This window comes from Halomonas sediminis (assembly GCF_044871105.1).
Taxonomy (GTDB): domain Bacteria; phylum Pseudomonadota; class Gammaproteobacteria; order Pseudomonadales; family Halomonadaceae; genus Vreelandella; species Vreelandella zhuhanensis.
The window spans coordinates 169,368-195,994 of sequence record NZ_CP085246.1 but is presented as its reverse complement, the minus strand read 5'-3'; the positions used below and the strand labels follow the sequence as shown (position 1 = coordinate 195,994).

Sequence of the window (26,627 nt, the reverse complement as noted above, 5' to 3'; positions counted from 1 at the left end):
TCAGGGTTTTATGCTTAAAGCGCTTCGTCGTCGGAGTCCAGCGCGGTCAACTGCGCTCCCAACTCCTGCTCCACCTCGGTGGCCGAGGGACGAAGCTCCTGCTCGACGCCTTCGCGTCTGCGGCGACGTTCGGCGTGGTGAGTCAAGCCGGTACCGGCCGGGATCAAGCGTCCCACCACCACGTTTTCTTTCAGGCCACGCAAGTAATCGCGCTTGCCGGTGACTGCAGCTTCGGTCAACACCCGCGTGGTTTCCTGGAACGAAGCCGCTGAAATAAACGATTCCGTGGCCAGGCTGGCCTTGGTGATACCCAGCAGCATGCGCTGATACTTGGCCGGGAATTTGTCTTCCTTTTCCAGGCGGGCATTCTGTTCCAGCACGCGCACCAGTTCGGCTTGATCGCCGGTAATGAAGTCGGAGTCACCGGAATCGGTAATTTCGACCTTGCGCAGCATCTGACGCACAATAACTTCGATGTGCTTGTCATTAATGCCTACGCCCTGGAGGCGATAAACTTCTTGAACTTCGGCGGTGATGTACTTGGCCAGTTCCGCAACCCCCAGCAGACGCAGAATATCGTGCGGACTGTTTGGACCGTGAGAAATCACTTCGCCTTTCTCTACCGCTTCCCCTTCGAAGACCGCAATCTGACGCCACTTGGGAATCAACAGCTCGAACGGATCACCGGATTCCGGGGTAATCGTCAAGCGACGCTTACCCTTGGTTTCCTTGCCGAAACTGATCACACCGTCGATCTCGGCCAGGATGGCCGGTTCCTTGGGCTTGCGTGCTTCGAACAGATCCGCCACGCGCGGCAGACCACCGGTGATGTCCTTGTTGGCCGATGCTTCTACCGGGATACGTGCCACGACTTCACCCACACCGATGGTCGCGCCATTTTCGGTGGAGATGATGGAGCGACCCGGCAGCAGATACTGAACCGGCGTATTGGAGCCGGACACCGAGACGTATTCGCCGGCGCTGTCCTGCAGCATGATCATCGGGCGCTTGTCGCGCCCGGCCATCGGGCGTGCCGCGGACTCGATCACTTCGATGGATGACAGACCGGTCATCTCATCGACGGTCCGGTGCATGGTCACACCTTCGTCGAGATCGATATACTGCGCTCTGCCTTCGACTTCGGCAATGATTGGGTGAGTGTGCGGGTCCCACTTGGCCACGGTCTGGCCGGCTTCGATGTAGTCGCCTTCCTTCGCCGAAAGCTCGGCACCGTAGGGCAGCTTGTAATATTCCCGCTCGCGGCCGTGGTCATCGGCAACTGCCAGGGCACTCGAACGAGAGACCACCACCAGCTTGCCGTCGCCACGTTCCACGTGCTTGATATTGTGCAGACGCACCGTACCACCGTGCTTGACCTGAACGCTGTCCACTGCAGAGGAGCGCGAGGCCGCGCCGCCGATATGGAAGGTACGCATGGTCAGCTGGGTGCCCGGCTCACCGATGGACTGTGCCGCAATGACACCCACCGCTTCGCCGATATTGACCTGATGGCCACGCGCCAGATCACGCCCATAACAGGACGCGCAGACGCCGTGAGCGGTCTCACAGGTGATAGTACTACGCATGATGATCTCGTCGACACCCATGGTATCGAGTTCGGCACACCACTTTTCATCGAGCAAGGTGCCACGGGCGATCAGAACGTCCTGTGAAACCGGGTCGATGACGTCTTGAGCGACCACACGTCCCAGTACGCGCTGAGACAACGGCACGATGATGTCACCGCCTTCGATAATCGGGTGCAAGGTCAAACCCTGATCGGTACCGCAATCGACTTCGGTAATCACCAGATCCTGTGCCACATCCACCAGACGACGCGTCAGGTAACCCGAGTTGGCCGTCTTGAGGGCGGTATCCGCCAGACCTTTACGTGCCCCGTGGGTCGAGATGAAGTACTGAAGTACGTTCAAGCCTTCACGGAAGTTGGCCACGATCGGCGTTTCGATGATCGAGCCATCCGGCTTGGCCATCAAGCCGCGCATACCCGCCAGCTGACGGATCTGAGCAGCAGAGCCACGGGCGCCGGAGTCGGCCATGATAAACACGCTGTTGAACGAGTCCTGCTCGACTTCGTTGCCGTCGCGGTCGATCACGGTCTCCTTGGAAATACCCGCCATCATCGCCTTGGCCACTTTATCGTTGGCCTTGGACCAGATATCGATGACCTTGTTGTATTTCTCGCCCGCGGTCACTAGACCCGAGGAGAACTGGTCTTCGATTTCCTTGACCTCGGCTTCGGCCGCGTCGACGATTTCCGTCTTGGCATCCGGGATAACGAAGTCATTGACGCCGATAGAGGCACCCGACCAGGTCGCAAGACGGAAGCCGGTGTACATCAGTTGATCAGCGAAGATCACCGTCGGCTTGAGGCCGGCACGGCGATAGACTTCATTGATCAGCTTGGAGATGGCCTTCTTTTTCATCGGCTGATCGATCAGCGCGAAGGGCACTCCTTCAGGCAAGATGCGGAACAGCATCGCACGACCGACGGTGGTGTCGTAGATGCGACGATGGTCAGTGCGCTCACCGGTCTCTTCGTCAACGTCCACTTCTTCCAGACGGACCTTGACCCGAGCGTGCAGCGAAACGTTCTGAGTGCCGAAAGCGCGCTCCACCTCGTTGAGGTTCGAGAACGCCATGCCCTCGCCCTTGGCGTTGATCTTTTCGCGGGTCATGTAATACAGACCCAAGACCACGTCCTGGGACGGCACGATGATCGGCTCGCCATTGGCTGGTGACAGGACGTTGTTGGTCGCCATCATCAGCGCCCGCGCTTCGAGCTGGGCTTCCAGGGTCAGCGGTACGTGGACCGCCATCTGGTCACCGTCGAAGTCGGCGTTGTAGGCGGCACACACCAGCGGGTGCAGCTGGATCGCCTTGCCTTCGATCAAAAGCGGCTCGAACGCCTGGATACCCAGACGGTGAAGTGTCGGGGCGCGGTTGAGCAGCACCGGATGCTCGCGGATGACATCGGCAAGGATATCCCACACTTCCGGCAGCTCGCGCTCGACCATCTTCTTGGCGGCCTTGATCGTTGAGGCGTACCCCAACGACTGCAGCTTGGAATAGATGAACGGCTTGAACAGCTCCAGCGCCATTTTCTTGGGCAAACCACACTGGTGCAGACGCAGGGTCGGACCCACGGTGATGACCGAACGGCCGGAGTAATCGACACGCTTACCCAGCAGGTTCTGACGGAAGCGCCCCTGCTTACCCTTGATCATGTCGGCGAGCGATTTCAGCGGGCGCTTGTTGGAACCGGTAATCGCACGACCGCGACGGCCGTTATCCAGCAGCGCATCGACCGCTTCCTGGAGCATGCGCTTCTCGTTGCGCACGATGATATCCGGCGCATTGAGATCGAGCAGACGCTTCAGGCGGTTGTTACGGTTGATCACACGACGGTAAAGGTCGTTGAGATCCGAGGTCGCGAAGCGCCCGCCGTCCAGCGGCACCAAGGGACGAAGATCCGGTGGCAACACCGGCAGCACTTCCATGACCATCCACGCCGGGGCATTGCCGGAGTGGTAGAAGGCTTCCAGGAGCTTCAGGCGCTTGGAGAGCTTCTTGATCTTGGTTTCGGAATTGGTCTGCGGAATTTCTTCGCGCAAGTGATTGATCTCTTCTTCGAGATCGATGTCCTTGAGCAATTCCTGCACCGCTTCGGCACCCATGCGGGCATCGAAGTCGTCACCAAATTCTTCCAGCGCTTCGAAGTACTGCTCGTCGTTGAGCAATTGACCACGCTCAAGCGTGGTCATGCCCGGGTCGATGACCACGAAACTTTCGAAATACAGCACACGCTCGATGTCGCGCAGGGTCATGTCGAGGAACATGCCGATACGTGACGGCAGCGACTTCAGAAACCAGATGTGCGCGACTGGCGAGGCCAGTTCGATGTGCCCCATGCGCTCGCGGCGCACGGCGGCCTTGGTCACTTCAACGCCACACTTTTCGCAGATGATGCCACGATGCTTCATGCGCTTGTATTTGCCGCACAGGCATTCGTAGTCCTTCACCGGGCCGAAGATCTTGGCGCAGAACAAGCCGTCCCGCTCCGGCTTGAAGGTGCGGTAGTTGATGGTCTCAGGCTTCTTCACCTCGCCGAAGGACCAGGAGCGAATCATGTCCGGAGACGCCAGGGTAATCTTGATCGCGTCAAACTCTTCGGACTGAGACTGCGATTTGAGGACTTTCACCAAATCTTTCATTCGGAGGCTCCTAGCTCTCTAACTCGATATCGATGCCCAGCGAGCGGATTTCCTTCACGAGTACGTTGAAGGATTCCGGCATGCCTGCCTGCATGGTGTGATCGCCATCCACGATGTTCTTGTACATCTTGGTGCGCCCTTCCACGTCATCAGACTTGACCGTGAGCATTTCTTGAAGCGTATAGGCCGCGCCGTAAGCTTCCAGTGCCCAGACCTCCATCTCACCGAAGCGCTGACCACCAAACTGCGCCTTACCCCCCAGCGGCTGCTGGGTTACCAGCGAGTAAGAGCCGGTGGAACGGGCGTGCATCTTGTCATCGACCAGGTGGTTGAGCTTGAGCATGTACATGTAGCCCACTGTCACCGGACGGTCAAAGAGATCCCCGCTACGCCCGTCGTAAAGCGCCATTTGCCCGGACTCCGGCAGATCGGCAAGCTTCAACAGGTGCTTGATCTCGTGTTCCTTGGCGCCGTCGAATACCGGCGTGGCCATGGGAACACCACCTTTCAAATTCTTGGCCAAGGCGATGATTTCGTCGTCGGTCAACGAATCCAGATCTTCGATCCGCGTGCCCGGCGTATTGTAGATCTGCCCCAGGAAATTGCGAATTTCGGCAACCTGCTGACCACGAGCATCGCGCAACATGGCGTCGATTTTCATGCCCAACCCACGTGCAGCCATGCCCAAGTGGGTTTCCAGAATCTGACCCACGTTCATGCGTGACGGTACACCCAAGGGGTTGAGAACCACGTCGACCGGTTCACCGTTATCGTCGAACGGCATGTCTTCGATCGGCATGATGGCCGAGATGACACCCTTGTTACCGTGACGGCCGGCCATCTTGTCGCCCGGCTGAATACGACGCTTGACCGCCATGTAGACCTTGACGATCTTGAGCACGCCCGGCGCCAGATCATCGCCTTGGGTCAGCTTGCGCTTCTTGTCTTCGAAACGCTCGTCCATTTCCTTGCGACGATTTTCCAGCTGTTCATCGGCCTGGGCCAGCAGCTCATTGAACGTTTCGTCCTGCATGCGCAACTTGAACCACTGTTGACGCGGCAGTTCATCCAGATATTCATCGGTAAGCACGTCGCCTTTGCCAAGCGCAGGACCACCGTTGACTACCTGACCTTCCAGGGTACGTTTGAGACGCTCGAACGTGGCATCTTCGGCAATACGGTAAGTTTCCTGGAGATCCTTGCGTACTTCATCGAGCTGCATGCGCTCGATGGTAAGTGCACGGGCATCTTTTTCCACCCCATCACGAGTGAAGACCTGAACATCGATGATGGTGCCCTTGATGCCGGTCGGGGCACGCAGTGAGGTGTCTTTCACATCACTGGCCTTCTCACCGAAGATGGCACGCAGTAACTTTTCTTCCGGCGTCAGCTGGGTTTCACCCTTGGGCGTCACCTTACCCACCAGAATATCCCCGGGGCCGACTTCAGCACCGATATACACCACGCCCGCTTCATCCAGCTTGGAAAGCGCCGACTCGCCCACGTTGGGAATATCGGCGGTGATTTCTTCCGAGCCCAACTTGGTGTCACGCGACACGCAGGTCAGCTCCTGGATGTGGATGGTGGTGAAACGGTCTTCCTGGACCACCCGCTCGGAAAGCAGGATGGAATCCTCGAAGTTGTAGCCGTTCCAGGGCATGAAGGCCATGCGCATGTTCTGACCCAAGGCCAGATCGCCCATATCGATAGACGGACCATCGGCCAGGATATCGTCACGTGCCACTACATCACCGGGGCGCACGATAGGGCGCTGGTTCATGCAGGTATTCTGGTTGGAACGGGTGTACTTGGTCAGGTTGTAGATATCCACCCCGGCTTCACCGCCGATGATTTCATCTTCGTTGACCCGTACCACAACCCGGCGAGCATCCACCGAGTCGATCACCCCGCCACGCTGTGCCACGGCGCAGACGCCGGAGTCGCGGGCGACGAAACGCTCCATACCGGTACCCACCAATGGCTTCTCGGCACGCAGGGTCGGTACCGCCTGACGCTGCATATTGGAACCCATCAAGGCGCGGTTGGCGTCATCGTGCTCGAGGAACGGAATCAGGGCCGCAGCCACGGAGACCACCTGGCGCGGTGACACATCCATCAGCGTGACCTGTTCGGGACGCATGAAGGTGGTTTCACCCTTATGACGCACCTGCACCAGATCATCGCTGAGCTTGCCGGATTCATCCACGGCAGCCGATGCCTGCGCGATAACGTAATCACCTTCCTCGATTGCCGAGAGATGGACGATCTCATCGTTCAGCTGGCGGTCTATCACCTTGCGGTACGGTGTCTCGAGGAAGCCGTAGCTGTTGGTGTGACTGTAGGTGGCCAGAGAGTTGATCAGACCGATGTTCGGCCCTTCCGGCGTTTCGATCGGGCACAGACGACCGTAGTGCGTGGCGTGAACGTCACGTACTTCGAAGCCGGCACGCTCACGGGTCAAACCGCCCGGGCCGAGCGCCGAGACACGCCGCTTGTGCGTCACCTCGGAAAGCGGATTGTTCTGGTCCATAAACTGCGAGAGCTGGCTGGAACCGAAGAACTCCTTGACCGCTGCCGCCACCGGCTTGGCATTGATCAGATCCTGCGGCATCAGGCCTTCGCTCTCGGCCATCGAGAGGCGTTCCTTGACTGCGCGCTCGACACGCACCAGGCCTACGCGGAACTGGTTTTCGGCCATTTCGCCGACGCAGCGAATACGACGGTTGCCCAGATGGTCGATATCGTCGACATTGCCGAAGCCGTTACGGATGCTGATCAATTCCTTGAGCACATCCAGAATATCGCGACGGTCGAGCACACCGGAACCAGTATCAGTATCGCGGCGCAGGCGACGATTGAACTTCATGCGACCGACGCCCGACAGATCGTAACGGTCTTCAGTAAAGAACAGGTTGTGGAACAGCGTTTCGGCAGCTTCCTTGGTAGGCGGCTCGCCGGGACGCATCATGCGATAGATTTCCACCAGCGCTTCAAGCTGCGAGTTGGTGGTGTCCAATTTGAGGGTATCGGAGATGAACGAACCACAATCCAGATCGTTGGTGTACAACGTTTCCAGTTGGGTAATCTTCGCCTGACCCAGACGCTCCAGCAGCTCCGGGGTGATTTCGGTATTACACGGACAGATCAGCTCACCGGTATTGGGGTCTACCTGATCTTTGGCCAACGTTTTGCCGAACAGGTACTCCATCGGCACGTTCAGGCGCTCAAGACCGGTTTTTTCCAACTGGCGGATATGCTTCTGGGTGATACGCCGGCCCTCTTCGACAATCACGTTGCCATCGGCATCCTGAATATCGAAGGTGGCGGTTTCACCGCGCAGGCGCGAGGGCACCAGCTCTACAGAGAAACCGGATTTTTCCACATGGAAGATGCTGGTTTCAAAGAACTCTCCGAGAATTTCCTCGGCGCTCATTCCCAAAGCACGCATCAATACGCTCGCCGGCAACTTGCGGCGGCGATCGATACGCACGAAAACGTTGTCTTTGGGATCGAATTCGAAGTCCAGCCAGGAGCCACGGTAAGGAATCACTCGAGCGGAGTACAAAAGCTTGCCCGAGGAGTGGCTCTTGCCCTTGTCGTGATCAAAGAACACACCGGGCGAGCGGTGCAACTGGGAAACGATGACACGCTCGGTACCATTGATTACAAAGGTACCGTTCTCGGTCATCAGGGGCATTTCCCCCATGTAGACTTCCTGCTCCTTGATATCCTTGATCGCCTTGTTGGAAGAATCGCGATCATAGATGATCAAGCGAACCTTCACGCGCAGCGGTGCCGAATAAGTCACGCCACGTAACTGGCATTCCTTGACATCGAATGCTGGCGTACCAAAGCGATAGCTGACATATTCCAGCCCTGCGCTGCCGGAGAAGCTCTCGATCGGGAACACGGATTTGAACGCCGCGTGCAGGCCAATTTCATGGCGCTCGTCGGGCGAACGATCCTGCTGGAGAAAGTCGTAATAGGAATCAAGCTGGATCGCCAGCAAGTAAGGCACATCCATCACTTGGGGCAGTTTGCCGAAATCCTTGCGGATGCGTTTTTTCTCAGTATATGAGTAAGCCATCTGTATTCCCCAGCTTGTTCACCATGGGTGACCGATGCGTAGTCATCGCTGCCCGGCGGGCTTCGTCAGGCACTGACGGCAAACTCCCTGTGGGGCAGCTCGCCGTCGTAATTCTTGAACGATATATCTTTAACAACAGAAAAAGGCCGACAGCGGGATTTCCCGCCGCCAGCCGTGGAAGCTTACGCAGCGCGTGAAGCCGTGAGCACAAAAATTACTTGAGCTCGACGGTCGCGCCGGCGTCTTCCAGTTTCTTCTTGGCTTCTTCAGCATCATCCTTGGACATGGCTTCCTTGATGGTAGCCGGTGCGCCGTCAACGGCACCCTTGGCTTCCTTCAGGCCCAGACCAGTGATTTCGCGAACAGCCTTGATCACGTTGACTTTCTTGTCGCCGGTAGCGGTAAGCACCAGGTCGAATTCAGTCTGCTCTTCTTCAACAGCAGCTTCACCACCCGGACCTGCAACCACGGCCGCAGCGGCAGAAACGCCGAACTTCTCTTCCATTGCCTCGATCAGCTCGACAACTTCCATTACGGACATGTCAGCAACAGCGGTAATGATATCGTCTTTGGTCAGTGCCATTTTCATTTCCTAAACTTTGCGGGAGTTTCGACAACGCGAAAACTCAAGGATTCAATGTTCGGCTCGGGCAGTCCAACGACTGCCCACGCAGGTACCGATTTAAGCGGCTGCTTCCTGCTTCTGGTCGCGCAAGGCGGCCAGGGTCCGAACCAGCTTGCCGGCGGAGGCTTCTTTCATTACCGACATCAGCTGAGCGATAGCTTCATCGTACGTCGGCAGTGTTGCCAGGCGGTCAATGTCGCTTGCCGGGATCAGCTCGCCTTCGTAGGCCAGCGCCTTGACTTCGAAGCTTTTCTCATCCTTGGAGAATTCCTTGAACAAACGAGCGGCAGCGCCCGGATGATCAGTGGAAAACGCCAACAGAGTCGGGCCCACGAAGCTGTCGTTCAGGCATTCCCACTGGGTGCCTGACAGGGCGCGGCGTGCCAGGGTGTTGCGCACAACACGGATCTGGACGCCATTCTCACGGGCCTGCTTGCGCAGGTCGGTCATCTTGCCGACCGTAACACCACGAGAATCGGCAACTACGACGGAGAGAGCGCCCTTGGCCGCTTCACTGACCTCGGCAACAATTGCTTTCTTGCCTTCAAGTGCTAGTGGCACAATGATCACTCCTTCGTGCCGGAACCTCGGTAGGAAGGCTCCGGTGGTTACCATCTCTTCCCGCCCTTGATGTGTCGCCTTGCTGTACACACATTGACGGAAAGCCTTGGGGATGGTGCCCACCAGCCTTGGCTAACTGGAGGCGACACCATCTGCGCAGGCGCCTGGGGCGATTAAGCCGCTCGTTCAAGACGAAGAGCGGCACCTGCGGTCTTTGACGGTGCCCCGAACGAATGGCACGGGGACCGCAAAGTTATTGCCTGTTACTCGACCCAGCCTGATTTACACCAGGGCGGAATGGTCAAGAGTCAAACCCGGGCCCATGGTAGAGGACAGGGTTACTTTCTGGAGATAAATGCCTTTGGACGTGCTCGGCTTGAGACGCTTCAGGTCGGCAACCAGCGCTTCCAGATTGCCCTGAATGGCGGCGGCGTCAAAGTCGACCTTGCCCAATATAGTGTGAATGATGCCGTTCTTGTCGGTACGGAAACGCACCTGACCCGCTTTGGCATTCTTCACCGCGGTGGCGACATCCGGGGTCACGGTGCCGACCTTGGGGTTCGGCATCAGACCGCGCGGGCCGAGAATCTGGCCCAGCTGGCCGACCACACGCATGGCGTCCGGCGAGGCGATAACCACGTCGAAGTCCATCACGCCTTTCTTGACTTGGTCAGCCAGGTCTTCCATGCCCACGATGTCGGCACCGGCTTCTTTCGCGGCGTCGGCATTGGCACCCTGAGTAAAGACGGCAACGCGCACGTCCTTGCCAGTACCATTGGGCATGACGGTGGCGCCACGCACGACCTGATCGGATTTGCGCGGATCAACACCCAGGTTGATCGCGACATCCAGAGATTCATTGAACTTGACAGTGGACAAAGCACTGAGCAAAGCCACAGCTTCTTCCATCGAATAGGCCTTGTTAGTATCGACCTTTTCCTTGATCAGCTGGGCGCGCTTGGATAATTTAGCCATGATCAGAGACCCTCCACGTTAAGGCCCATACTGCGGGCACTACCGGCAATGGTACGCACTGCGGCGTCGAGGCTGCCAGCCGTCATGTCCGGCTCCTTGGTCTTGGCGATCTCTTCGAGCTGCTCGCGAGTCACGGTGCCGACCTTCTTCTTGTTGGGCTCACCGGAACCGGACTTGATGCCAGCGGCTTTTTTCAGCAGCACGGCAGCAGGCGGGGTCTTGGTGACAAACGTGAAGCTACGGTCGGAATACACGGTAATCACGACAGGCGTCGGCAAGCCCGGCTCAATTTCTTGAGTCGCGGCATTGAATGCCTTACAGAATTCCATGATGTTGACGCCGTGCTGACCCAGGGCAGGGCCTACGGGCGGACTCGGATTGGCTTTACCTGCTGCAACTTGCAGCTTGATATAAGCCTTTACTTTCTTGGCCATCGTTATGCTCCAGTTGGGTTCAAGCGCCTTGCGGCTCCCCGGTAACATTGGGCCGGCATCGGTTGCCGACCCATTATGAATTCAGTGCTACTTAACAGACTATTTTTACGAACTATTTCGACTGTTTTTTACGGGCTATTCTTTTTCCACCTGGGCGAACTCGAGCTCGACAGGCGTTGAGCGACCGAATATCAGCACGCTGACATGTAGACGACTCTTCTCGTAGTTGACTTCTTCCACCACGCCGTTGAAATCTGCGAACGGCCCATCGGTGACACGCACCGACTGGCCCGGCTCGAACATGGTCTTCGGACGCGGCTTGTCGACGCCTTCCTTGACACGATGCAAGATAGCGTCAGCTTCTTTTTGCGTGATAGGTGCCGGTTTTTCCTTGGTACCGCCGATAAACCCCATGACACGCGGTGTTTCGTTGACCAGGTGCCAGGTCTCATCGTCCATTTCCATCTCGATCAGGACATAGCCGGGATAGAATTTACGCTCACTCTTGCGGCGTTTGCCGTCACGCATTTCAACGACTTCTTCGGTCGGCACCAGGATCTCGCCAAAGCGGTCTTCCATGGCGTACATCTTCACGCGCTCGATCAGTGAGCGCATGACGTGCTTTTCAAAACCGGAATAAGCGTGAATGACGTACCAACGCTTGGACATGAAAACTCCTAACCAATGACGCCGGACATTGCCCAGCCAAGAAGGGTATCGATCAACCACAGCATCAAACCGACCACCAATACGGCGACCAATACAATAACAGTGGTCTGCACGGTTTCCGCCCGGGTCGGCCAGATAACACGCTGAATCTCTTTCTTGGCGCTTACCGCCAGTTCGACAAGGTCACGCCCTTTGGTCGTGGTAAGCGCAATTAGCCCAGCGCCCGCACACAGCGCGACGACACCCAATACTCGGTAGAGCAGGGCGATATCGGCAAAGTACGTATTACCTACGACGGCTACCACAAGAAGAGTCGCAACTACCGCCCACTTGAGCCCGTCGTGGCGCGGTTGCTGCACCTCGGCGTTATGTTTCATGAAAACGAGACTCCTCAGGGTACGGCAATCGAATAAGGAATTCTTTGAAGATCTAAGTCTTGAAGCTCTACCAATCTGGGGAAGATTGGCAGGCCAGGAGGGAATCGAACCCCCAACCTGCGGTTTTGGAGACCGCTGCTCTGCCAATTGAGCTACTGGCCTGTATTTTTACCGCTAGCATTTACTGCGCTTGCTATCTTTGCGAAAGCCTACGCAATAGCGGGCGCCATTATAGCGAGCAAAAAACCGCCTGGCAACCCTTTCCTTGCTGCTTTCTCATGATTACGACCAGATTGCCAGCCGACACATTCTTAGAAAGCAGTAAAGACAAAAAAGGCGAGCTTCGCTCGCCTTTTGCAATATGGAGCTCATGGACGGATTTGAACCGTCGACCTCACCCTTACCAAGGGTGTGCTCTACCCCTGAGCTACATGAGCACAACTATCTAACTGGAGCGGGCAGCGGGAATCGAACCCGCACCATCAGCTTGGAAGGCTGAGGTTCTACCGTTGAACTATGCCCGCACAACTGCATCTGCAAGCCATGACTCTTAAGCTTCGTACACTGCCATGCCTTACGCAAACCTTTTAGCTGACGGCGGCCCAGTAGGCAATGCCCGCTTACCGGCTTGTTTCGAGACACTGACGCAAATCAGTGCCTTTCAATTTGGTGGAGGGAGAAGGATTCGAACCTTCGAAGCTTTCGCGGCAGATTTACAGTCTGCTCCCTTTGGCCACTCGGGAATCCCTCCAACTGTGGCGGCATATTATGCCAGCTCCGAAGTTTTTGTCAAGCAATACCTGCTTTTACTTGATTTTATTCGACAATTCCGCCCTAAATTGAAAATGGACGACTTTGCCGAGCACCTCGGAACGCGCTGCATTCTTTCAAAGCAGCATTGAAAATGCAAGGCCTGCGTGAATCTTTTCCAACGACACTGGCTCAGCCACTTTGGGAGCACCAGCCATTTTCCCCGCCCGCTCCGCCAAGGTCAGCGGAAAACAGGCTTCAAGCCCACCATAAACCATATCCGGCCAGACGGCATGAGGCACCTGCACCCCGCGCGAAATAACGCGCGCATCCCCACCTGTAAGCAACATGGGAAGCGCAACCCCATGCTGGTCGCACACTTCGCAATAGATTCGGTTGATAGCACTCACTGCCGCCATGTAGATACCGTGATTCACCGCCTCGACGGTGCGACGCCCAGGTTCAAGTAATTCTTCGGCTTCACTGTCGGGATCGATTGCAACGTTGCGCGTACCCAATTTCAGGCTTTCCTTCATCAGGCGCAGTCCCGGCAGAATGTACCCGCCCAGGTGCATACCTCCGGGCAGCACGAAGTCAACGGTAATCGCACTACCGCAGTCTACCGCGCAGCAACCTCCCGCTAACTGATAACCCGCCAATGCGCCCATCCACCGGTCGACACCCAGCCTGCCCGGCTCTTCATAGCCATTTATCACCCCTAACGCTTCTGCGGTGGATCGCGCCACATGCACGGCACCCACCCGATGGCGCAACAGCTTGACCGTATCATCAAGCACGGCGGCGCGTGCTACGCTTGAGATACGTACTGCCTCGACTACATCCAAGTCGGGGATGTCTGACCCCGGGCGCCACTCTTCACGGGTCCACACTGCCCCTCGAGAGCGTATCTCACTGCTGTCAGCATCTTTGAGGCGCCATTTCGACAAGGTATTTCCGATATCCAGATCAAGAATCATAATGCGCCACGCACGCTGATTTCACCGCCCGCCAGGCGCTTCTTCCGACCCCCTTCGTTGACCCAGAGGTTGCCACTCTCATCCACATCACCGGCCACCGCCTCGGTGACCCGGGTGCCTTGAATCACTTTTACCGGCACGTCGACATAGGCGTGACGCTGATTCCATGCTTGTTGCCAACCAGCAAAGCCCGACGTTTCAAACGCCGCCAGCAGCCCCAATAATGCCGCCAGCACCTCGGCCGCCAGCTGGTTGCGCGAAAGCATCGGCAGATAATCATGCAGGGCCGCCACAGGCTGCTCGATATTCACACGTAGCGATTCGGGCAATGAAAGATTCATGCCCATTCCCACCACCACGTCGCAGGGACCTGCTGCATCCCCGACCACCTCGATCAAGATACCCGCCAGTTTGGCCAAGCACCCTTCGGCGTCGGGCAAGAGCACATCATTGGGCCACTTCAATCTCGGGAAAACTCCATGGCTTTCCAGTACCTGGGCAACGACCACACCCACCGCCAGGCTCAAGCCTTCAAGCGCCGCCACACCGCCTTCAAAGCGCCACCCCAGGGAAAGCATCAGGCTTTGCCCCCAGGGAGTCGTCCAGGCTCGACCGCGCCGGCCACGTCCAGCGGTTTGCCATTCAACCAGGCAGACTTCGCCATGACCTGCGCCTTGGGTAAAGCGCTGGCGAATGTATTCGTTGCTTGACGGCAGCTGGTCTTCCACGAACAGGCGTACCAGATGACGACGTGCCCCGGATGGCAGGCGTGACACGATATCGGCGCCATCCAACGGTTCAAGCCGCTGCGCCAATGAGTAGCCCCGACCCTTGACGGCCTGTAACTCGACACCCAGCCCCTCGAGTTTTTTCAACTGCTTCCATACCGCGGCGCGGGAAATGCCGAGTGCCTCACCCAGCTGCTCGCCGGAATGGACCTTGCCATCACTCAACAAGCGCATCAGGTTACCGATGGTCATGCTCTTGCCCCAGCTGGGAAAAATGCCATTCTAGCGGATGCGGCTCTACACCGAAAACATTCCCCACCTAATGGACGAAAAGTAACCAATGGGCACTGCCAGCAATGGCCTGAGATCAGGAATCCTGCGGCGAGTAATATCAGCCACGGCCAGGTCATGATAGAATGCCTGCTGGACGCAAGCCCCGAGCCAAGGCGGTCGGCATCTGCCCAACCTTGCGCCCCGCATTTTCCGACCCGTGGACGAACGGGTGTTCACAAGAGTTATCTCCCAGCATGCAAAATCAGCAAAATCCTAGCGCGGTCAACAACCTGCGCAATGTCGCCATTATTGCTCACGTTGACCACGGCAAGACCACTCTGGTCGATAAACTCCTGAGCCAATCCGGTACGCTTGACCGCAAAGCCGAAGGCCAGGAACGCGTCATGGACTCCAGTGACCAGGAGAAAGAGCGCGGCATTACTATTCTGGCCAAGAATACTGCCATTCAATGGCAGGACCAATCCGGCCAGGATTACCATATCAATATCGTCGACACGCCGGGACACGCCGATTTCGGTGGTGAAGTCGAGCGCGTGATGTCGATGGTGGACTCCGTGCTGCTATTGGTCGATGCAGTCGATGGCCCCATGCCGCAGACTCGCTTTGTGACTCAGAAGGCCTTCGCCCAAGGGCTTAAGCCAATCGTGGTGGTCAACAAGATCGACCGCCCTGGCGCACGGCCTGACTGGGTCATCGACCAGATTTTCGACCTGTTCGATAACCTCGGCGCTACCGATGAGCAGCTCGACTTTCCGATTATCTATTGCTCGGCGCTGAATGGCGTTGCCGGCATGGACCCGGAAGACCTGGCCGACGACATGACGCCAATGCTTCAGTCCATTGTCGACATCGTCGAGCCGCCCAAGGTTGAGCTCGACGGCCCCTTCCAGATGCAGATCTCGGCGCTGGACTACAACAGCTATGTCGGCGTTATCGGTCTGGGCCGCATCAAGCGCGGTGCAGTCAAGCCCAACCAGCAGATCAGCGTGATCGGTGTGGATGGCAAGGTGCGCAAGGGCAAGATCGGCCAGGTGATGACTCACATGGGCCTGGAGCGCGTGCAAACCAACGAGGCCACCGCCGGCGATATCGTCTGCGTAACCGGCATCGATGACCTCTCCATCTCCGATACGCTGTGCGACCCATCCAAGGTCGAGGCATTGCCACCACTGTCAGTGGATGAACCCACCGTCTCCATGTCCTTCCAGGTCAATGATTCTCCGTTCGCGGGCAAGGACGGCAAATTCGTCACCAGCCGCAACATCAAGGATCGTCTCGACCAGGAGCTGATCCACAATGTGGCGCTGCGTGTCGAGCAAGGCGAAACGCCGGAGAAATTCAAGGTATCCGGCCGTGGTGAGCTGCACCTCTCGGTGTTGATCGAAACCATGCGTCGTGAAGGCTTCGAGCTTGCCGTGGGCCGTCCTGAAGTGATCATCAGAGAAATCGGCGGCGAGAAGCAGGAGCCGTACGAAGAGGTGATCATCGATTGCGAAGAGCAGCACCAGGGCGCGATCATGGAAGAGTTGGGCTATCGCAAGGGTGAGATGACCAACATGCACCCGGACGGCAAGGGTCGTGTGCGCCTGGACTTCATCATCCCGGCACGCGGTTTGATCGGCTTTCGTGGCCAGTTCCTGACCTTGACCTCCGGTACCGGCATCCTCACCAGTCGCTTCGACCACTACGGCGAGCTCAAGCCCGATGCCTCCATCGAGCGTCGCAATGGTGTGCTGGTGTCGATGGTCGACGGCAAGGCACTGGCCTATGCACTGTTTGCACTTCAGGAACGCGGCAAGCTGATTATCGATCACGCCACCGAAGTTTATGAAGGCATGCTGATCGGCATCAGCAACCGTGCCAATGACATGATGGTCAATCCGACCAAGGGCAAGAAACTCGACAACATGCGCTCCACGGGTAACGACGAGAACATCGTCCTGACCCCGCCGGTGAAGTTCAGCCTGGAACAAGCCATCGAGTTTCTTGACTCCGATGAGCTGGTTGAGGTGACACCGCACCACATCCGGCTGCGCAAGAAGCTACTCAAGGAAAACGAGCGCAAGCGTTCCAGCAAGAAATAAGCGCTGCGCTTCCTCAGTGTACCTATCGGGCCCGCCATGTGCGGGCCCGATTCGTATGCGCTCATCCTGGCCAGCCAGCCTCAAGCCACATTAATAAGCCCCATCAGCCAACGCAGCCTTAACGCTAGGCAGCTGGAAAACCAACGGCTTGTGACGCACAGTGTCGACATCGTTTCAGCTAACCTGCCAAGTATGTTTGCATGCCTCTCTTTTTCAAGCCATCGATACGGATTCTGACTCATGAGTGGTCACAACGTCTGGACACATAAAGGCACCTTCCTGCTGGCTGCGGTCGGCTCGGCGGTAGGCCTGGGTAACCTTTGGCGATTTCCTTACCTCACCGGTGAAAATGGCGGTGGCGCCTTTATTCTGGTGTATGCAGTGACTATCTTCGCTGTGGGCATTCCCATTTTGATCGCTGAAATCATGCTTGGGCGGGCCAGTCGGCAAAGCCCTATCATGGGCATGCGCCACCTGACCAAGACTCACAATACCTCGAGAGCTTGGGAAACGATTGGCTGGCTGGGTGCCGCCTCGGCATTTCTGATCTTGAGTTTCTACTCGGTAATCGCCGGCTGGGCAATCCATTACACCTGGCTGATGTTGACCGGCTCGCTGGTCGGCGCCGATGCCGCGACCATCGCTGCCGGTTTCGACGCCTTGCTCGCCTCACCGGGCCTTTTGACGCTTTATCACACCTTGTTCATTATTGCCTCCGGCCTGATCGTGGGCATGGGCATTCACAAGGGTATCGAGTCGGGCCTGCGCATCATCATGCCAGCCCTGTTCGCCATCTTGCTGCTGGTGCTGGCGTATAGCGTGATGCACGGCGATATCGCCGCGGCGGCAAGCTTCCTGTTTACCTTCAACCTTGCGGAATTGAGTCTGGAAGGCTGGTTGCAGGCCGTGGGGCAATCGTTTTTCACCCTGAGCCTGGGGATGGGTGCCATCATGGCGTATGGCGCTTACATGTCCAGCACCGCCTCTCTCACGCGCACCGCGATTGCCGTGGCCATTGTGGATACCGCCGTGGCCATGGTCGCCGGGCTTGCCATCTTCTCTCTGGTGTTCGGCGCAGGGCTGGAAACCGGCCAAGGACCCGGACTGATGTTCGTGACGCTACCGCTGGCCTTTGCCGAAATGCCTTTGGGCGGATTGGTGGGAGGGGTGTTCTTCATTCTGGTGCTGGGGGCGGCGATCAGCTCTTCGATATCGCTGATCGAACCGGTAGCAGCCTTTCTGGTAGAGCGTTTCGACATGACGCGCCCTCAGGCGGTCACCCTGATGGTGATGGCCAGCTGGGCACTGGGGCTGCTCACCGTGGTCAGCTTTAATATCTATGCTGAAGGCACTATCTTCCATACCCTGTTCGGGCGCAGCGCCTTTGACTTCATCGAGCTGCTGACCAATATCTTCATGCCTCTGGGCGGGATATTGATTGCAATGTTTGCCGGCTGGGCGCTGACCCACTCCGAGGTGATGAAGGAAATGCGCACCAACGAAACCTGGTTCAGCATCTGGCGCTTTCTGGTGCGCTTCATTGCTCCAGCAGCGGTAGCGTTTGTCTTTCTGCGCACGATCCCGCAGGTCGACGGCTACCTGATTCCCGCTATAGGGGCGGTACTGCTTGTGGGTGCCTTTGCCGTCGGGCGCACCTTTCTGATGGAAAATAGTCAGGAAAAATAACACTAACGCCTGTGGCAGCCTGCCAAGGCCTGACAGGAATTGCTCATGACAGCCATCATTGACGTCCGCCACCTCAACAAGGCATTCGGTGGTATGCAGGTCATCAACGACTGCTCGATCCATGTGGAAGAAGGCTCCATCACCGGCATGATCGGACCCAACGGGGCCGGTAAGTCAACCCTGTTCAACCTTATTGCCGGTGCCTTGGCGCCGGACAGTGGCCAAGTGCTGTTCAACGGCGAAGATATCACCAGGCTCAGCCCCGACCAGCGCTTTCACAAGGGACTGCTGCGTACCTTTCAGATCGCTCATGAGTTCAGTCATATGAGCGCCCTGGAAAACTTGATGATGGTGCCCCCTCACCAGGCCGGTGAAAGCTTGTTCAATGCCTGGTTCAAGCCTGCCCGGGTGCGCGAGGAAGAAACTGAAGTGCGCCGCCGGGCGCTCGAGGTGATCGACTTCGTCGGCTTGCACCCTGTGCGCAACGAGCTTGCGGGCAACCTTTCCGGCGGTCAGAAAAAGCTTCTCGAACTGGGGCGCACTATGATGACCGACGCCAAGGTGGTGCTGTTGGATGAAATCGCCGCCGGGGTCAACCGCACCCTCCTGGGTGATTTGGTCGGCAATATCGAGCGCCTCAATCGAGAAATGGGGTATACCTTCCTTGTCATTGAACACGACATGGATATGATCGCCCGATTATGCGATCCGGTGATCGTCCTGGCACAGGGCAGCGTCATGGTGGAAGGCAGTATCGAGGAAATACAGAACAACCCGGCCGTGATAGAAGCCTACTTCGGCGCAGGAGTCGCTTGACGACTCATACTTAAAAACAAGTTCAAGCTCATTGCCTGGGAACCAGCATGCCATTACTCGAAGCACGCGACGTGCACGGCGGCTATGGCGGCATGAACATCCTCAACGGGATCAACATGACGCTTGAAGCCGATGAAGTCGGGGTCATCGTCGGCCCCAACGGGGCCGGGAAATCGACCATGCTCAAGGCGATTTTCGGCCTGCTCCTCGTCAATCAAGGCGAAATATTGTTACGCGGCGAGCCGATCCATAACCTGCCGCCCAATAAGCTGGTGCAGAAAGGCATGGGCTTTGTGCCTCAGGAAAACAACATCTTTCCCAGCATGACGGTTAAGGAAAACCTGGAAATGGGCGCTTTCCTCAAACCCGATAGCGTCAAGCCTATGCTCAAGCAGGTCTACGAGGCGTTCCCGCCTCTTTATGACAAGCGCCACCAGCGCGCCGGTGAGCTTTCCGGTGGTCAGCGCCAGATGGTGGCCATGGGGCGTGCCTTGATGGCCGAGCCTAGCGTGCTGTTGCTGGATGAACCCACCGCTGGGTTGTCACCCCTTTACATGAACGAGATCTTCGCCCGCATCAAAGAAATCAACGCCATCGGGGTGGGCATTCTGATGGTGGAACAGAACGCCAAGCAGGCGCTGGCCATCGCCGACAAGGGCTTCGTGCTGGCGGCGGGCCAGAATCGTTTCACTGACACCGGCGCCGCCCTGCTTGCCGACCCCGATGTCGCCAAAAGCTTTCTCGGTGGCTAGAGCTCGTATCTGGAGAATCTCGTCTTGAATGAATTCATGTTTTTCATCAATAACGTCTTGATTGCCGGCAGTGTGTCCGGGTCGATCTATGCGATCGGTGCGGTGGGCGTCACGCTGGTGTTCAGTATCATGCGCTTCGCCCACTTTGCCCACGCCGACATGATGACCTTCGGTGCCTTCATGGTACTGGCGCTGACCACCGCCTTTCCGGCGGCGGGAGCGGGCCTCGGGATGCCCACGGCCGTTGTGATGCTACCAATCGCCATGGCGCTGACGGCGCTCTTGGCCGTGGGGATCGACAAGGCTTTTTACAAACCACTGCGTGCCCATGGCGTCAAGCCGATCGTGCTGGTGATCGGCTCGCTGGGCGTCACTCTGATGCTGCAAGGGGTGATCCGCCTGTTTGCCGGTACCGGCGGGCAGAACCTCTACGTGGACGATCGCAAGGAAATCTTTCGCATGGTGCTGCCCCTTGAAGGGGTACGGGTGCCGGTGGTGATTACCGAGCCGCAACTTTATCTGTTCATCCTCACCCTCCTGTCGGTGGTGGCGCTGCATCTGTTTCTCAACCGCTCACGGCTGGGCAAGGCCATGCGCGCCATGTCAGACAACCCGGAGCTGGCCCAGGCATCGGGAATCAACACCAACACCATCGTGGCGGTTACCTGGGTGATTGCCGGTTCTCTGGCGGCAATCGCCGGCACCTTGCTGTCGCTGGATGTGACCTTCAAGCCTGACTTGAGCTTCTTTCTGCTATTGCCGATCTTTGCCGCCGCCATTGTGGGGGGTGTAGGCCATCCTTATGGCGCGATTGCCGGGGGGTTCGTGGTGGGTTTTGCCGAGACGCTGGCGGTGTTCAACTGGAATGTATTGCTGCGCCCTTATCGCGACAGCTTTCCCGACTGGCTTGAATTACCCACTAACCTAGCCTTCGTCGGCACCGAGTACAAGATCGTGGTGCCCTTCTTCATCCTGGTCGCCATCTTGATCTGGCGTCCGACCGGCATCTTCAAGGGCAAGGTGATCTGATGAATACGCCAACTGCATCTCCCAAGGAAATCGCCACTCCCCGCCGCTTTCCTCTGCGTGAAGTGGTGCTCTTTGCCATCCTGCTGGTGGCCGTGCTGGGGGTCTATGCCCTCATGGGTGCTGCCTACAGCACCCGCATGCTGGTGGAAGCCGCCTGCTATGCGATTCTGGCCCTGGGCCTGACCATTCAGTGGGGTTATGCCGGCCAGTTCAATGCCGGGGTCATGGGGTTCGTGGCGCTCGGGGGTTTCTGCGCCATGTTCTTCAGCATTCCGGTGAACGATGCGTTCTGGAATACCGAGCTTCCCGGCGAGCTGGGTCGGGTACTGCTGTACCTGGTCGGCGCTGTGCTGGTGGTCGTGGGTGTCAGCAAGCTCGACCGCCTCGGTGTCCCCAAGAAAATACGCAGCGTGCTGACGGTGATTGTCGCCGTGGTGCTTTACATGGTGGTCATCAGTGCATTGCGCGGTGTCACCGGCGAGATCGAATCACGCGCCGGTTTCATCGGCGGTCTGGGTCTGCCTGCCTGGGTAGGTTGGATAGTCGGTGGGGCGCTGGCCGGGGGCGTCGGTTACTTTATCGGCCATGTGTGTCTGGGGCTACGTAGCGACTATCTGGCCATTGCCACCCTGGGCATCGCCGAAATCATCAAGGCCTTTCTCAAGAATTCCGACTGGCTGACGCGCGGTACCGCGACCGTTTCGCCGCTACCCTGGCCCACTCCCGGTCCTGCAGAACTGGGGTTTACCTTGTCGCGGGCACTGTATCTATCGGTTACCGCCCTCATCATTGCGGTCATCTTCTTTCTTCTGCACCGCGCCTATCACGCCCCTTGGGGACGCATGATTCGTGCCATCCGGGATAACGAAATATCGAGTGCCGCCATGGGCAAGGACATCAATCGGCGGCGCCTGGAAATCTTCGTGCTGGGCTGCATCCTGATGGGTATCGGGGGCGGGGTAATGACCACGTTCAACAGTTTGTTCGACCCCCAGGGTTACTTGCCGCTCAACCATACCTTTCTGGTATTGGTGATGGTAATTCTGGGTGGACCGGGCAATAACCTGGGCACCATCTTCGGTGCCGTGGCGGTGTACATCATCTGGATCATGTCCGAGCCGCTGGCATTATTTCTGATGCAACTGGTGGTCAACCTGGGGGAAGGCGTGTTCGGCTGGGACTTTCCCGCCAACATGGAAAGCCGAGCGCTTCAGGCGCGCGTCTTGGTGATCGGCTTATTGATCACGCTGGTACTACGCTTTGCGCCCAAGGGACTCTTGCCGGAAAAGATCAAGCACCACGGCTGAGCATCCCCCTTTGCCAAAACCAAAAGCCCCGATGGTTATCCATCGGGGCTTTTTTCATGACTCAAGCGTTACGTTTCAATGGGGTATCTTGTCAAAATGGAGCATCTTGCTCAGAGATCGACCAATCCCTTGCTGACGAAGCTTCCGTCTTCCACCACCATCTCGACCACCACGCCCGGTACGTCGCCGTTACCGTCGAATTCATGCGTGCCGGAAGCGCCTTCGTAGTTGATTTCAGTACCCGAAGCGATCAACTCCACGGCCTTTTCCCATTCACCGGGAAGAATCACTTCACCGGGTTCGGTGGCCACACTACGCAGCGCCTCGGAAAGCCCTTCGCGCTCGGCGCTGCCATTCTGTTCGATGGCCAACGCCACCAGGAAGGCAGCATCGTAGGCTTGCGCCGCAAACACTGCGCTGGGGTCGATACCCGCCGCTTCTGCCTGCTCGACGAACATGTCGGTGCCCGGCAGATCCGGGCTTCCCGGACGGGTAGCGATCATGCCTTCGAGCACATCGGCACCAATCGCTTCGACCAGGCTATCGCCGACCATACCGTCGGCGCCCACATACTGGGTGAACATGCCGCTTTCAAATGCTTGACGCAGCACGGTCTGGCCCGACGTATCGGCATAAGCCAGCACCACCAGATTGGGGACGCCGGTGGTGGCAAGTGAACCCAGCTCGGAGCGGTAGTCGGCGCGGTTATCCTCGTGTGCCAGATTTTTCTCCACTGTGCCGCCGCCTTGGGTAAAGGCTTCGGTAAAGGCATCCGACAGGCCACGACCGTAGTCATTATTGACGTAGGTGACCACCACTTCATCGATGCCTTTCTGCAATAACAGCTTGGCCAGCATCTCACCCTGGAAAGCATCCGAAGGCACGGTACGGAACACCAGGTCATTATCATCCAACTCGGTCACCGCCGGTGCGGTCGATGCCGGGGAGACCATGAGCACTCCCCCCGGGATGGCCGCATTGTTGGCCGCGGCAATGGTGGCCCCGGTGCACAACGCTCCCACAATGGCGGTAACCTGCTCGGTATTGACCATGCGGTCTGCCGCGTTCGACGCAGCCGAAGCATCACTGCAGGTGGTGTCACCGGTGGGCATCACCAATTCCTGGCCGCCGAGAATGCCGCCCTGCTCGTTGACCTGCTGTACCGCCAGTTGTGCGCCATCGAAGATGGGCGGGGTGAGGCTTTCAATCCCTCCGGTAAAGCCCCCCAGAAAGCCAACCTTGACTTCTGCTTGTGCCATGCCCGTGAAGGCCAGTGAAGAAGTCGCTATAGCGACGGCGAGTGCGCGCTTTTTCATCATGTTGTATCGCTCTGCCAGTGAAAAAAGTAAGCCATGCCCTGGCTCAGGGTATAGGGTTAATTTGGAACCCATTGCGTAAAAACACAAGTGGCGCTTTTAACGCTCGGCATACACTTACGCTGTCTTCCAGCCGAATCCGAGTATCGGCATGGCTAGAGCAAACACGGCCAGGCTGATCATGAAGATGGCCACGGCACTGATCAACGCCCCGGCACGCACCATGTCGATGACCTTCAAGCGTCCACTGGCGAACACCACGGCATTCGGCGGCGTTGCCACCGGCAGCATAAAAGCACAAGAGGCGGCCATGGCCACCGGCACTGCCAACAGCAAGGGGCTGGCATTCAGGCTGACCGTGAGCGCGGCGGTCAAGGGTAGAATCGCGGCCGCCGTTGCGGTATTGCTGGTCACATGGCTCATCAGCATCACTACCGTGACGACCATTACTACCATGGCCCAGGTCGGCCAACCGCCCAGTCCCGCCAAGGCATTGGCGACGACTTCCGCAAGCCCTGAACTTTCGATAGCGGCACCCAGGCTCAAACCGCCACCCACCAAGATCAACACCCCCCAAGGCAGGTTGCGCGCCGTGTCCCAGTCCATCAAGAACTGGCGTTGTTTCCAGCGTGCCGGCACCACGAACAGCAGCAAGGCGCCAATCACCGCGATGCCCCCGTCACTGAGCTGGATTCCCAGCCAACGCTCGAGTAACGGACGCGCCACCCAGGCCAGGGCCACCAATGCGAACACCACCGCCACCCGGCGCTCGGGGGAGGCCATTTTGCCCAGATCCCGTGACTGCAGTTCAAGCATGGGAGAAATCCCCTGGATTTTATCACGCGGCACTGGATACACCAGCCGGGTCAGCAACCACCAGGCCAGCGCCAGCAATACAAGCGCGGGTGGCACCGCAACCAGCATCCACTGGGCGAAGCCGATCTGGATGGCATAATTGTCGGCCATGAACCCCGCCAACAAGGCATTGGGCGGAGTTCCGATCAAGGTACCCATGCCGCCGATATTGGCCGCCAGAGCAATTCCCAGCAGCAAGCACAGCGCCATGCTGCGATTCGGCCCCATGCTATCTTCCTGCTCCAGCAGGGCCAGCACGGACAGTCCGATAGGTACCATCAAGGCGGCGGTCGCGGTATTGCTCACCCACATGCTGAGAAATGCCGTTGCCGCCATGAAGCCTCCCACCAGATAATCGGGGCGCTTGCCGGCCACCCTGAGCACCCCTAGCGCGATGCGCCGATGCAAGTTCCAGCGCTGAATCGCCTCGGCCAGCATGAAACCGCCCAGAAACAGAAAAATCAGCGGATTGGCATAGGGGGCGGCGGCCTCGTTGATGGGCGCCACTTCCAGCAGCGGCAACACCGCCACGGGCAACAAGGCGGTCACCGCTATTGGTACCGGCTCGAGTATCCACCACAGCGCCATCCAGGCGGTCAGGATGAGGACCTTCCATGCCATGGGCGGCATCTCGGCCGGCGCCCCCATTCCCAGCAAGGCAACCGCGAGCAGCGGCCCGGCCAATAGGCCGACAGTGATCTTTATTCGTTCCCAGCGGGCGGCGTCACTCTTCCGAACGTCATCTGGTTGCAGCATCCTGCTTCCTTTTCATGGCTCAAGACCTTCACGACTGAATCTCTTCAAGACTAGCGGGGCTCATCGTCGGGGTCGCTCACGCGCTGGTCCCAGCGCTTGCGCTGCTTGTTTCGCCGGTACAGCCGCGCCAGGGCAATGAGTAACGCAGCAGCCACCATGGCAGCCAATACAACGCCCTGCCACGGCCGGGCAGTGTCACCCATCACAGTCTCCAATGTGATGATCAAGGTCAGGCCCAGCGCCTGGGAGGCAATCGCCAGGGCGCGCAACCTATCGAAGTTCTTATGGGGCATGCATCACTCCTGCCGGTACGCAATGGATGACAGCGCAGGCCGGCGACAGTAGGCTTGTCGAAAATCGTTTTGCCTAGTGTACCCGCTGCGCCGTGCCTTGTTCCAAGGTCGTCACCTCCACCGAGTCCCTGCATGAATGCGATAGCTCTTGGCCCTGTATTGATTTCCCTTCCCCGCCTGTATGCCATCGGCTGCGCGCTGGCACTACTCCTGGCCAGCCGTTACCTCCTGGGCCTGCCTCGCCACCAACATAGCCGCTGGTTCAATGGGCTGGTGGTCGTGTGGCTTCTGGGCGCGCGTCTGGGGCATGTGATCACGCAGTTTGAAAGTTATGCGGGTGCTCCACTGGATGCCCTGAAATTTTGGCAACCCGGCTATCACGGTCTCTGGGGCATGGCGGCCGCGCTGGCCTGGTCCGCCTGGACCTTGCGCCACCGCACCCTAGCCATGGGCGGCGCCTTGGCCCTGGTTGTGGGCAGTTCGACGTTATGGCTGGTGCTGGTAATGCTTTCCCCCCTGGGAGGGCAGCTTCCCATCAGTGAACTGCCGGATATTACCCTGGAAGATATCGAGGGCCGGGAGGTCCATCTGCCCGCCCTGATTCAGGGTGATCAGCGTATCATCGTCAACCTCTGGGCCACTTGGTGTCCGCCCTGCCTGCGCGAAATGCCGTTGCTCGAACAAGCTGCCCAGCGGGAAGACGTTACGGTGGTGATCGTCAACCAGGGGGAAGACCTCTTGCCCATTGTGCGTTATCTGGACGAGCAGCAGCTTGAGTTTGGTTACGCGCTGCGCGACCCGCGCCAGCAATTGATGACTTTATTCGAATCGCCGGGATTGCCGACCACGCTGCTGTTTGACGCCCAGGGGCGGGCCATCGAGCAGCATGTGGGTGAGCTTACCCGCGCTCAGCTCGACAGCTGGCTGAACGATTGAACCAATCACAGCTTAATCCTCCCGCCCCTTTGGGTTAGAATCGCCCGCCCTGTTGCCGTCGGTGGCTAACCTCCGGCGGTGTGCGCAC

The 26,627-nt window shown here is 58.1% G+C and carries 20 protein-coding genes and 4 tRNA genes; 7 read left to right on the top strand and 17 right to left on the bottom strand.

From position 1 onward, the window contains the following. Positions 1–14: 14 nt before the first annotated feature. The 14 genes from rpoC to LG290_RS00865 form a co-directional block, all read right to left on the bottom strand. Positions 15–4,232 (bottom strand): DNA-directed RNA polymerase subunit beta', encoded by a 4,218-nt coding sequence (gene rpoC / locus LG290_RS00930; protein WP_160419239.1) that lies wholly within the window; start codon positions 4,230–4,232, stop codon positions 15–17. 10 nt (positions 4,233–4,242) lie between these two features. Further along, a complete protein-coding gene (gene rpoB / locus LG290_RS00925) occupies positions 4,243–8,319 on the bottom strand; it encodes a DNA-directed RNA polymerase subunit beta (RefSeq protein ID WP_499835875.1) in 4,077 nt (1,358 codons plus the stop codon). A 214-nt stretch (positions 8,320–8,533) separates the two neighbouring features. After that, positions 8,534–8,902 carry a 50S ribosomal protein L7/L12 gene (gene rplL, locus LG290_RS00920; RefSeq protein WP_114485796.1) on the bottom strand — a complete coding sequence of 123 codons (369 nt, stop codon included), beginning with the start codon at positions 8,900–8,902 and terminating at the stop codon, positions 8,534–8,536. 99 nt (positions 8,903–9,001) lie between these two features. Next, positions 9,002–9,505: a 50S ribosomal protein L10 gene (gene rplJ / locus LG290_RS00915; protein WP_160419237.1), complete on the bottom strand. Its 504-nt coding sequence runs from the start codon at positions 9,503–9,505 to the stop codon at positions 9,002–9,004. Between the two features lie 282 nt (positions 9,506–9,787). Continuing rightward, complete coding sequence (gene rplA / locus LG290_RS00910; protein WP_499835874.1) at positions 9,788–10,480, bottom strand: 50S ribosomal protein L1; 693 nt, start codon at positions 10,478–10,480, stop codon at positions 9,788–9,790. A 2-nt stretch (positions 10,481–10,482) separates the two neighbouring features. Further along, entirely contained in the window at positions 10,483–10,914 is a 432-nt protein-coding gene (gene rplK, locus LG290_RS00905) for a 50S ribosomal protein L11 (protein WP_160419235.1), read from the bottom strand. Positions 10,915–11,049: 135 nt separating this feature from the next. Beyond that, positions 11,050–11,583, bottom strand: coding sequence for a transcription termination/antitermination protein NusG (gene nusG / locus LG290_RS00900; protein ID WP_114485800.1), 534 nt, complete (start codon positions 11,581–11,583; stop codon positions 11,050–11,052). 8 nt (positions 11,584–11,591) lie between these two features. Then, positions 11,592–11,960 carry a preprotein translocase subunit SecE gene (gene secE / locus LG290_RS00895; RefSeq protein ID WP_499835873.1) on the bottom strand — a complete coding sequence of 123 codons (369 nt, stop codon included), beginning with the start codon at positions 11,958–11,960 and terminating at the stop codon, positions 11,592–11,594. Between the two features lie 86 nt (positions 11,961–12,046). After that, positions 12,047–12,122 (bottom strand) — tRNA-Trp (locus LG290_RS00890). A 200-nt stretch (positions 12,123–12,322) separates the two neighbouring features. After that, positions 12,323–12,397, bottom strand: a tRNA-Thr gene (locus LG290_RS00885). 13 nt (positions 12,398–12,410) lie between these two features. Next, positions 12,411–12,484: transfer RNA gene (locus LG290_RS00880), tRNA-Gly, on the bottom strand. Between the two features lie 143 nt (positions 12,485–12,627). After that, positions 12,628–12,711 (bottom strand) — tRNA-Tyr (locus LG290_RS00875). Positions 12,712–12,847: 136 nt separating this feature from the next. Then, on the bottom strand, positions 12,848–13,687 hold the full coding sequence (locus tag LG290_RS00870) for a type III pantothenate kinase (protein ID WP_499835872.1): 840 nt from the start codon (positions 13,685–13,687) through the stop codon (positions 12,848–12,850). Beyond that, complete coding sequence (locus LG290_RS00865) at positions 13,684–14,667, bottom strand: biotin--[acetyl-CoA-carboxylase] ligase (protein WP_499835871.1); 984 nt, start codon at positions 14,665–14,667, stop codon at positions 13,684–13,686. The genes LG290_RS00870 and LG290_RS00865 overlap by 4 nt, the downstream gene beginning before the upstream one ends. Before the next feature lie 275 nt (positions 14,668–14,942). On the opposite strand from LG290_RS00865, the gene typA reads away from it, so the two are divergent. The 6 genes from typA (at position 14,943) to LG290_RS00835 (ending at position 22,383) form a co-directional block, all read left to right on the top strand. Then, positions 14,943–16,793, top strand: a complete 1,851-nt coding sequence (gene typA / locus LG290_RS00860; RefSeq protein WP_160419231.1) for a translational GTPase TypA — start codon at positions 14,943–14,945, stop codon at positions 16,791–16,793. Positions 16,794–17,033: 240 nt separating this feature from the next. Next, the gene (locus LG290_RS00855) at positions 17,034–18,479 is read left to right on the top strand and encodes a sodium-dependent transporter (protein ID WP_499835870.1); all 1,446 of its coding nucleotides are present in this window, start codon (positions 17,034–17,036) and stop codon (positions 18,477–18,479) included. Positions 18,480–18,524: 45 nt separating this feature from the next. Then, positions 18,525–19,295: an ABC transporter ATP-binding protein gene (locus tag LG290_RS00850; protein ID WP_499835869.1), complete on the top strand. Its 771-nt coding sequence runs from the start codon at positions 18,525–18,527 to the stop codon at positions 19,293–19,295. A gap of 47 nt (positions 19,296–19,342) precedes the next feature. Next, complete coding sequence (locus tag LG290_RS00845) at positions 19,343–20,047, top strand: ABC transporter ATP-binding protein (RefSeq protein WP_499835868.1); 705 nt, start codon at positions 19,343–19,345, stop codon at positions 20,045–20,047. Positions 20,048–20,071: 24 nt separating this feature from the next. Beyond that, on the top strand, positions 20,072–21,076 hold the full coding sequence (locus LG290_RS00840) for a branched-chain amino acid ABC transporter permease (RefSeq protein WP_499835867.1): 1,005 nt from the start codon (positions 20,072–20,074) through the stop codon (positions 21,074–21,076). Continuing rightward, a complete protein-coding gene (locus LG290_RS00835; protein ID WP_499835866.1) occupies positions 21,076–22,383 on the top strand; it encodes a branched-chain amino acid ABC transporter permease in 1,308 nt (435 codons plus the stop codon). The genes LG290_RS00840 and LG290_RS00835 overlap by 1 nt, the downstream gene beginning before the upstream one ends. A gap of 110 nt (positions 22,384–22,493) precedes the next feature. On the opposite strand, the gene LG290_RS00830 is transcribed toward LG290_RS00835, so the two are convergent. The 3 genes from LG290_RS00830 to LG290_RS00820 all read right to left on the bottom strand — a co-directional run bounded on the left by LG290_RS00830 (position 22,494) and on the right by LG290_RS00820 (position 25,603). After that, positions 22,494–23,702, bottom strand: coding sequence for an ABC transporter substrate-binding protein (locus LG290_RS00830; protein ID WP_499835865.1), 1,209 nt, complete (start codon positions 23,700–23,702; stop codon positions 22,494–22,496). Positions 23,703–23,816: 114 nt separating this feature from the next. Continuing rightward, positions 23,817–25,310: an SLC13 family permease gene (locus tag LG290_RS00825; protein ID WP_499835864.1), complete on the bottom strand. Its 1,494-nt coding sequence runs from the start codon at positions 25,308–25,310 to the stop codon at positions 23,817–23,819. A 50-nt stretch (positions 25,311–25,360) separates the two neighbouring features. Beyond that, positions 25,361–25,603 (bottom strand): hypothetical protein, encoded by a 243-nt coding sequence (locus LG290_RS00820; protein ID WP_499835863.1) that lies wholly within the window; start codon positions 25,601–25,603, stop codon positions 25,361–25,363. Between the two features lie 132 nt (positions 25,604–25,735). Between LG290_RS00820 and LG290_RS00815 the strand changes: the two genes are divergently transcribed. Next, positions 25,736–26,539, top strand: coding sequence for a redoxin family protein (locus LG290_RS00815; protein ID WP_499835862.1), 804 nt, complete (start codon positions 25,736–25,738; stop codon positions 26,537–26,539). The last annotated feature ends 88 nt before the right edge of the window (positions 26,540–26,627 follow it).